This window comes from Mucilaginibacter flavidus (assembly GCF_024055575.1).
Taxonomy (GTDB): Bacteria; Bacteroidota; Bacteroidia; order Sphingobacteriales; family Sphingobacteriaceae; genus Mucilaginibacter; species Mucilaginibacter flavidus.
Genome location: NZ_JAMXOE010000023.1, coordinates 104,918 through 114,329, shown reverse-complemented (window position 1 = coordinate 114,329; position 9,412 = coordinate 104,918). Strand labels below are relative to the sequence as shown.

Sequence of the window (9,412 nt, the reverse complement as noted above, 5' to 3'; positions counted from 1 at the left end):
GATGTGTTTTCTTTCCTTGCATGCGCTAATATACTAATAATCAATGTTTTAATCAATATTTCAAAGAACTTTATTTGCAAGCCCTTATTGGCTAGCTTAGTTGCGCAACGGCCACGCAGCGGAAAGAGGGTAAGCTGCAATTTCCCGATAACTCAATATCCCTACCATACAGCACGGCCCCGGTTTCTACCAACCGGGGAATGCCCTAATTAATCAATATGCGGGGCTTATATCAGCCCTTTTGTAAAACTTCCAAATCCATATTTACAATCGTTCGCTTATTTCGGGTAAATGTTTTAAGTTTATCCATCAAATTATAAATGATACCCCGGTGATAAAAAAACTTTTAATTACATCGTGCCTGGTTTACTGCGTGCTGATTGGCTGCAAAAAAGATGGCTCGTCTGTGGGCGAACAATTGGGCAAGGATGATGGCGCGTTCAGCATCTACGAAAATAACTTTATGGATGGCCTGTGGAAGCTAAACCCCGACTGGGCCACCAGCGTGGGTTACCACAAATACGACAGCCTGCTGCTGGTGCCAGATGATAAGCTGCGCGACAAGCAAATAACCTTTGCCAAGGTACAGATCGACTCGATGAGCCGCTTTGAGGTGAACACACTGAACGAAGGGAACCGGGTTGATTACCGGATGATGCAGAACCAGATGGAAGAAATTGAGTGGCGCCTGCAAACGCTTAAGGACTGGCAATGGGACCCAGCCGGATATAACGTTATCGGCAGTTTCGCTTATATTTTAAATGAGCATTATGCCCCGCTTGATAAGCGCATGCGCAACTTTTACCAGAAAATGGCCAATATACCGGCCTACTATAAAGAAGCCGAAAAGCACATTAAAAACCCAGTTGCCGAACTTACCGCCCTGGCCATAACCCAGCACGAGGGCGGCCTGGGCGTTTTTGAAAAGGATTATGCCGATTCGCTTAAAAAAACGAACATTTCGCAGGCCGAGCAAAAACCGATGCTGGAGCGGGCGAGATTATCGGCCGAGGCCATAAAGGCACATGTGGCCTGGCTAAAGGCGCTTAAAAACGACAAACCCCGCAGTTTCAGGCTGGGCAAGGAACTTTACGAGGCTAAGTTTAAATATGATATGCAGAGCGAAGCCACGGCACAGCAGCTGTTTAACTCGGCGGTTGAGCGCAAGAAATACCTGCACCGCGAGATGGCGAAGATAACCCGTAAACTTTGGCCCAAGTATTTTGGCACCACCAAACCGCCGGCAGATTCGCTGGAGATGATTGCCAAACTGATTGACACACTGAGCAGCAAGCATGCTGCGCAGGGTGAGTTCCAGTCGGCCATTGAAAAGGCGATACCGAAGCTTACGGCTTTTGTAAAATCGAAGGACATGGTAACGCTCGACCCGTCAAAACCGCTGGTAGTACGTAAGGAGCCGGGCTACATGGCTGGCGTTGCCGGAGCGTCGATGAGCGCGCCGGGACCGTATGACAAGGGCGGCAACTCGTACTTTAACGTTGGCAGCCTGGCCAATTGGAGCGCCGACAAAGCCGAAAGTTACCTGCGCGAGTATAATAACTACACGCTACAGATATTATGCATGCACGAGGCTATACCGGGCCATTATGCGCAGCTGGTGTATGCCAACAAAGCACCAGGTATAGTTAAAGCGATATTTGGCAATGGCGCCATGGTTGAGGGCTGGGCGGTTTACAGCGAAGAAATGATGCTGGATAACGGCTACGGCGCCGATGAGCCCGAAATGCGCCTGATGTGGTATAAATGGCACCTGCGCTCGGTTTGCAACGCTATATTGGATTATTCGGTGCATATCCAGAACATGCAGAAGCCCGATGCCCTGAAGCTGCTTACCCGCGAAGCTTTCCAACAACAGGCCGAAGCCGAAGGCAAATGGCAGCGTGTTACGGTTAGCAGCGTACAGCTTTGCAGCTACTACTCCGGCTACCGCGAAATAACCGACCTGCGCGAAAACTGGAAAAAGAAAATGGCCGACAAGTATAAACTGAAGGATTTTAACGAAAAGTTTTTAAGCTACGGCAGCGCACCGGTAAAGTTAATTAAGGACGTGATGATGGCTAAGGGTGTGGTGAATGGAAGTGGGCAGTAGAGGGGAAAAGTTGGCAGTGAGCAGTTAGCAGTGGGCAATACGGGGAAAAGTTGGCAGTGAGCAGTTAGCAGTAGAGGGAAAAGTTGGCAGTGAGCAGTGAGCAGTGGATGAGCGACATTTACTGCAAACTGAAAACCGCCAACTGCAAACTCCAAAAGCGGTATAACAATTGCTTGGTGACAAGCGCAATGTCGCAGTAATTAAAAACCGAACAGAATTATTAATTCTTGCTAAATTATTAATTTTAGGTTATATTGCAGTGGACACGGCGAAAATGCCACTTTTTATCAACACCTGTTGATAACACACTTAATTGGCACAATTTTATTATTAATCAATAGTGTAATTTATTGCCCAATTTGGGTAATTTTTTTCACACATTCCCCAATGGCATAACCCCCATTTTTTCTTCATTAGAAAATTATTAATTCGGCCAACAAGCAGGGTGTGCTTTTAGTGAAACAGGTACGATTTTTGCATTTCCAATAGTACAATATCATACATTTCCCGTTCACTCTCAAATTAGTATTATCATGAGCACACTTGCATATATCGGCATTGCCATACAAGCTATCCCGGTATTTTTTATTATCAAAACAAGCATCAACATGATAAAAAATAAGACACTGTATTAATCATTAATATAGCCAATATCTTTTATTAGTTGTGGCAAAATACCATAGTTTAACTCCCGCCCTCTCAGCGGGAGTTTTTTTTTGACTTTATTGTTTTTTTTGAAACCATGCCTGTCCGGTTTCCGTATACAACCCTGAGTGAAAATTTAATGATAATGCTAATTTGAGAGTAGCCGGGGTTGAGAGACCGGCTATTCTTGTTTTATAGCAATTTGCTTCCCGTGCCAACTCGTGTTCCCTTAATTTTTTAACCGGCAATCAATTTCCTGCTCCCCATCCCGGCGGCTTTATTAACTTTACAAAAAACACGGTAATGAAACACTTTATATTCACCTTATTTTTTTGCGCAGCAATAAGTTATTGCAGCGCCCAAAAGTTTAAGCCGGCGTTAAACCTGGCCAACGGCGTTACTTACTATTTAAACTCAACCGCCAATTCGGCTATTACGCAAACAATTGCGGGGCAGGAAAACAAGATAAACCTGAGTTTTGCATTTAGCATGGCGTTTAAAGTAACCGGTACCGTCGACTCGGTTTACAGCATGGAGGTTAGCTATCATACACTGAGGATGACGATGGACGTGGCCGGCAATGGCATCACCTTCGACTCGAAGACGAACGACCCGCAGGATTTACCTTCCACCATGATTGCCGCCATGATGGGCAAGCCTTTTAATATTGAAATGACCAAAAGCGGCAGGGTAAAGTCGGTAACTAATATTGATAAATTATTTGCCGTATTTGATACCTTCACACAAGTGGATGCCACTAAACGGGAACAGGTTAAGGCTATGATGATGCAGTCGTTCGGGCCAAATGCTTTTAAAGGGAGCATAGAGGTTGGCACCGCTATTTTCCCTGTAAACCCCATTGCCAAAGAGGATAAATGGATAGTAAATACCAGTCCGGAAAGCCCGGCAAAAGCAGCAGTAAGCGTTAATTACCAATTGGTTGATGTTGTAGCGGGCCAGTACATTATCCACGGCGACGGCACCATAACATCCGACAAAAATGCAGCGCCAGCGAATGTTAACGGCATGCCGGTAAAATATAATTTGAATGGCTCCATGGTATCCGACATCCGGGTAGATAAGGCTACCGGCTGGATAAGCGAAATGAAAGTAAAACAGGTAATGATGGGCGATATGCAGATACTCGACAACGAAAAAGTGCCCGGCGGGATGACGGTGCCGCTATCGTTTAATACGGATGCAGTTACTACCAGTAAGTAACCTATACCCCTAAAGGAGGCATTCGAGCCCCCTTTAGGGAGTTGGGGACTCTTGTTATCTCCAGTACCCGCCTACCCAAACGTAGCCACGGTGATGGTGCCTCCACCTGCCTGGTACCCAAACTGCACGTGCACGTGGCGGCTCGGCCCAGTAGCCTTCTTTATAAACATAAGTGCCGCGGGTGGGCACCCATTCTTCGGCCACCCAAACATGGCGCGGGGTTGGGCGCACCGGGCGTACAACTATAGCCGTGCGCGGACGGCCTAAACGTGCCCTTACAATAATTTGCGCCTGGCTGCTTGCTGCCGCGAACAAGGTAAGCGCCGAAAATAGCATCAAAATTCTTCCGTACTTTTTCATGGTAAAATTTATTTTGTTTTTTTTGGTATGACGATCAAGAAGAGCAAGTGTTTAAAAAATATTTGAAACTTCCCCGTTACAAACTTTCAAATCTTCAAATTTCTCCATCTTCAAATCATCAAATTTCCCCATCTTCAAATCATCAAATTATAGCATTTTCAAATTAAAACTTATCTTCGCTAATATGTCACCGGCTGAAGCAAAAACCCGAATAGAATCGTTAACAAGCGAATTAAAGCAGCACAATTACAACTATTATGTGCTGGCAATGCCTACCATTGCCGATTACGATTTTGATAAAAAACTGGAAGAATTAAACGCACTCGAAAAGCAATACCCCGAGTTTGCCGACCCCAACTCCCCTACCCAACAGGTCGGTGGCGATATCACTAAAGACTTTGTAACCGTAACGCACCGCTGGCCAATGCTCTCTTTGGGCAATACCTACAACGAGCAGGAATTACTTGATTTCGACCAGCGCATCCGCAAGGCTATCGGCGATAATTTTGAGTATGTGTGTGAGTTGAAATTCGACGGGCTTTCCATGAGTCTTACTTATGAGGATGGTGTACTTGTGCGTGCCGTTACCCGTGGCGACGGCATACAGGGTGATGATGTAACTACCAACGTACGTACCATCAATACCATACCCAAGCGCCTTAAGCATGGCGATTATCCCAGCCAGTTTGAAATACGGGGCGAGGTTTTTATGCACCTCAAAGCCTTTGAACGCTTAAACAACGAACGCATTGAGGCAGGCGAAGTACCTTATGCCAATCCGCGTAACTTTGCATCGGGCACCATAAAAATGCAGGACTCCGCCGAGGTTGCACGCCGTCCGCTGGATTGTTTCCTGTATTTCCTGTATACCGAAAGGCTACTGTTCAGAACGCACTGGGAAAGCCTGCAGGCGGTAAAGAACTGGGGCTTTCACACCAACGAGCATAGCAAGCTGTGCAGCACTATTGATGATGTTTTCAAATTCATCAGTTACTGGGACAAAAACAGGTTCGACCTCAGTTACGACATCGATGGGATTGTGATCAAAGTAAACAGCTACGCGCAACAGCAGGAACTGGGCTTTACCGCCAAATCACCACGCTGGGCCATAGCCTACAAATTCAAAGCAGAGCAGGTGCAAACTGAGTTACTGGCAGTTACTTACCAGGTTGGTCGCACCGGGGCTGTTACACCTGTTGCCAATTTAAAACCCGTGCTGCTGGCCGGCACCACTGTTAAACGGGCAACGCTGCACAATGCCGATGAAATTGAAAAACGCCTAAAACTGCACGAACATGATTGGGTTTTTGTGGAGAAGGGCGGCGAGATCATCCCGAAGATCATCAGCGTAAACCTTGAAAAACGCAGCCCGGATGCCAAACCTGTAAAATATTTAACTCATTGCCCGGAGTGCGGGACAGAACTTATCCGTAAGGAGGGCGAGGCTGCCTCCTACTGCCCTAACGACGAGGGCTGCCATCCGCAGATAGTGGGCAAAATGCAGCATTTCATCAGCCGCAAGGCTATGAATATTGATGGCCTGGGCGATGAAACCATCGAAACACTTTATCAAAATAAATTCATCGGCCGCATAAGTGATATTTACGACCTGCAGCAACACAGCGAAGAGTTAAAAAAGATGGGCCGTTTCGGCGAAAAATCCATCAACAACATGCTGGCAGGTATTGAAAAATCGAAAGAAATGCCTTTCGAAAAAGTGCTGTTTGGCCTGGGTATCCGCTATGTTGGCGAAACCGTAGCTAAAAAACTGGCTGCTCATTTTAAAAATATCGACAGGCTTGCATCCGCCACATTTGATGAATTAATTGCGGCTGAAGAAATAGGCGAACGCATTGCACTAAGTATTATTGAATATTTTAGCGACGAGAAACATAAGCAGGAAATTGAAAAGCTACAAACACAAGGCCTGCAGTTTGTAACTATTGAAAAAGAAGTAACACTGGCCAGCGAAAAGCTTAGTGGTCAATCATTTATCATATCCGGTGTATTTGAGAAATTCTCGCGCGATGAGCTGAAGGACATCATCGAACAAAATGGAGGCAAAATAGTGAGCGGCATATCAGCCAAGCTAAATTTCCTGGTTGCGGGCGATAACATGGGCCCCGCGAAATTGGAGAAGGCTCAAAAACTAAATATCCCGATAATTAGTGATGCAGAACTATTTGAAATGATAGCTTAATAGTATATTTTCCGAACGTTAATTAAAGGTAAATTTAACTTAAAGTTAGTGTTTTAATATATAGATATATTAGTAAAATAAGTTGTGTCATTTTAACACAAAAATTTTTATTCTATTGTAGAAACCCCTATATTAGTCGCTTCATATGGTGGGCATCCTGCTCACCTATTGTGATAAGGTTTAGGTTAAAGCCTCCAAGCAGCGAGTGTGAGGAGGCTTTTATTTTTTATTATAGTTTATATAATATTTTTTAATATTTAATAACACCCTTATCAACAATATTTACTGCCAGCTGCATTACCATGGCTAAATTCTTCACCAAATATCTTTAACAATTATTAACACAAACAGTCTAACAGGTTAAATAAAATTATTTCACCTTCGTACAAAAGCCTGTTAAATGAAATTAGCCCTACCTTTCGCCTTCTTTATCTTCATCAGTTTCAGTGCATTTTCGCAAACATTTACCGTAAGCGGCAAAATTACCGACGAGCAAAACAAGCCTGTTCCCTTTACTAGTATCTACATAAAAAACACGACCAGGGGAACATCGGCAAACAGCGAGGGAGAGTATGGCCTGCTGTTAAAGCCCGGTACTTATGAGGTGCAATACAAGGCCGTTGGCTATAAGCAGCAGAGCCGTAAAGTCGAGCTGACAAAAAACCAGGCCATTGATATTGTTTTACAAACCGAAACCTACCAGCTAAATGACGTGGTGGTGAAATCGGGCGGCGAAGATCCTGCTTATGCTATTGTCCGCAAGGCTATTAAGGCGCGTAAGGGCCATCTTAACGAGGTTGATGCTTATACCTGCGAAGTTTATATAAAGGGCCTGCAAAAACTATTGGCTGCCCCTAAAAGGTTTTTAGGGTTTGATGTGCAGAAAGCCACCCGCGAAATGGGCCTTGATTCGAACCGCCGGGGTATTGTCTACCTGTCGGAGTCGGAATCGAAATACAGCTTTAAGCGGCCGGATAACGTACATGAGGAATTGATATCATCAAAAGTATCGGGCAGCAACCAGGCATTTAGCTATAACCGGGCTTCGGATATACAGGTTAATTTTTATGAGAATATTCAAAATTGGGGTGGCTTAAGCCTGCGCCCGCTGGTATCGCCAATTGCCGACAACGCGATGTTTTATTATAACTACAAATACATTGGCTTTACTACCGAAAACGGAGAAACGGTTGACAAAATAAAGGTGATACCAAAACGTGGGTATGATGCGTGTTTCCAGGGGTATATTTATATCCTGGAGGATAGCTGGCGCCTTTACGGGCTCGACCTTTTTATCACCAAAAAACAAAACATAAACTTTGTTGATACACTTAGGGTTAGCGAACAGTTTTTCCCGGTGAGCAAGCAGGCATGGATGCCTTCATCAGTTAAGTTTGAATTTACAGGAGGCCTGCTGGGCTTCAAAATTGGCGGCTATTTTATATCTGTTTATAAGGATTATGACCTTAACCCAACGCTCAATAAAAAAGAATTTAAAGAAGTGATGCGGGTTACCAAAGGCAGTAATAAAAAAGATTCGACCTATTGGGCAAATGAACGGCCGGTTCCGCTGACGGACGAGGAGAAAATGGACTACGAGAAAAAAGCTATACTGGCCAAAAAACGGGAGTCAAAGCCATACCTCGACTCGCTGGATAAAGTGAACAACAAATTCAGCCTGCTTGATTTGACTTATAAGAACTATCGTCACGCCAACCGTTATGAGCATGAATATTACAACCTTGATGCTATTTTACCTTCGATAAAATTTAATACGGTACAGGGTTTTAATCTTAATTACGGCGCATCATTCAGTAAGTTGATAGATAGCACCAGCAATAAGTATTTAACCGTTGGCGCAAGAGCAGGTTATGGCTTTAGCAATAAGAAATTTACCGGAAGTATTTACGCCGGCATACCTGCGGGTGAATACAACCTGGGCTTAAGCGCAGGCTCGGAAATTGTTGATTTGAATTATTATACGCCCATGTCGCCGTTGATTAATACGGTTTACAGTTTGTTCGAAAGGCAGAATTATGAAAAGCTTTATCAAAAGCAATACCTTTCGGCATCAGCAAGCCGGCGCATAACCGGTGGATGGATGGCCAGCGGATATGTTGAATGGGCCGAAAGGAAAGCGCTCACCAATTCATCAAACTATAGCTTTTTCAGCCCGGGCAATCACAACTATACCTCGAACAATCCTTTTTCTCCAAATTTGGATGTACCGATGTTTGCCGACAATCAATCGTTTAAAATTGGCTTACGTACCACTTATGATTTTAGCGACAAATACGAGACCTACCCTACCGGTCGGCGTTATTTGCCATCAAAATATCCAACCATCGGCCTAAGCTATACAAAGGGGATCAAGAGCTTATTCGGCTCCGATGTCGATTACGATTTGCTTACTGCTGATGTATCAAAATCAAACATTAATGCAGGCGTTTTAGGGCAAACGTCGTTCTTTATTGGCGCAGGCAAGTTTTTAAACAACAACAGCCTTTTTTATCCTGATTATAAACAATTCCAGGGTAACCAGGTGTTATTTTCGCATACCGGCATCAACAGTTTTTTACTACTAAACTATTATACCAACAGCACCTATACCAAGTATATTGAAGGCCATATCGAGCAAAATTTTTCGGGCTTTTTCCTCAACAAAATACCGCTGATCAGGAAGCTTAAGCTGCAGGAAATACTTGATATTAATTATCTATCTACCCCTGCCCTTAAAAACTACACCGAGCTGGGCATAGGCATACAATATTTAAATTTCAGGCTGATGTATGGCAAATCGTACAATAGCGGCAGCAATACAAATTCGGCGGTGCGGATTGGGGTGAGTTTTTAGCGTTGCAGTTCATAGTTGATGG

5 protein-coding genes are annotated in these 9,412 nt (G+C 44.3%); 4 read left to right on the top strand and 1 reads right to left on the bottom strand.

The window, feature by feature from the left end; genetic code table 11:
* The first annotated feature begins 331 nt into the window (after positions 1-331).
* Positions 332-2,110, top strand: coding sequence for a DUF885 domain-containing protein (locus NAF19_RS24810; protein WP_252793055.1), 1,779 nt, complete (start codon positions 332-334; stop codon positions 2,108-2,110).
* A 948-nt stretch (positions 2,111-3,058) separates the two neighbouring features.
* Positions 3,059-3,976 (top strand): DUF6263 family protein, encoded by a 918-nt coding sequence (locus tag NAF19_RS24805; protein WP_252793054.1) that lies wholly within the window; start codon positions 3,059-3,061, stop codon positions 3,974-3,976.
* Positions 3,977-4,030: 54 nt separating this feature from the next.
* Here NAF19_RS24805 and NAF19_RS24800 read toward each other — a convergent pair whose 3' ends face one another.
* Positions 4,031-4,336 (bottom strand): hypothetical protein, encoded by a 306-nt coding sequence (locus tag NAF19_RS24800; protein WP_252793053.1) that lies wholly within the window; start codon positions 4,334-4,336, stop codon positions 4,031-4,033.
* Positions 4,337-4,520: 184 nt separating this feature from the next.
* Between NAF19_RS24800 and ligA the strand changes: the two genes are divergently transcribed.
* Both ligA and NAF19_RS24790 read left to right on the top strand, forming a co-directional pair.
* On the top strand, positions 4,521-6,536 hold the full coding sequence (gene ligA / locus NAF19_RS24795; protein WP_252793052.1) for an NAD-dependent DNA ligase LigA: 2,016 nt from the start codon (positions 4,521-4,523) through the stop codon (positions 6,534-6,536).
* A 400-nt stretch (positions 6,537-6,936) separates the two neighbouring features.
* Positions 6,937-9,390: a DUF5686 and carboxypeptidase regulatory-like domain-containing protein gene (locus NAF19_RS24790; RefSeq protein WP_252793051.1), complete on the top strand. Its 2,454-nt coding sequence runs from the start codon at positions 6,937-6,939 to the stop codon at positions 9,388-9,390.
* The last annotated feature ends 22 nt before the right edge of the window (positions 9,391-9,412 follow it).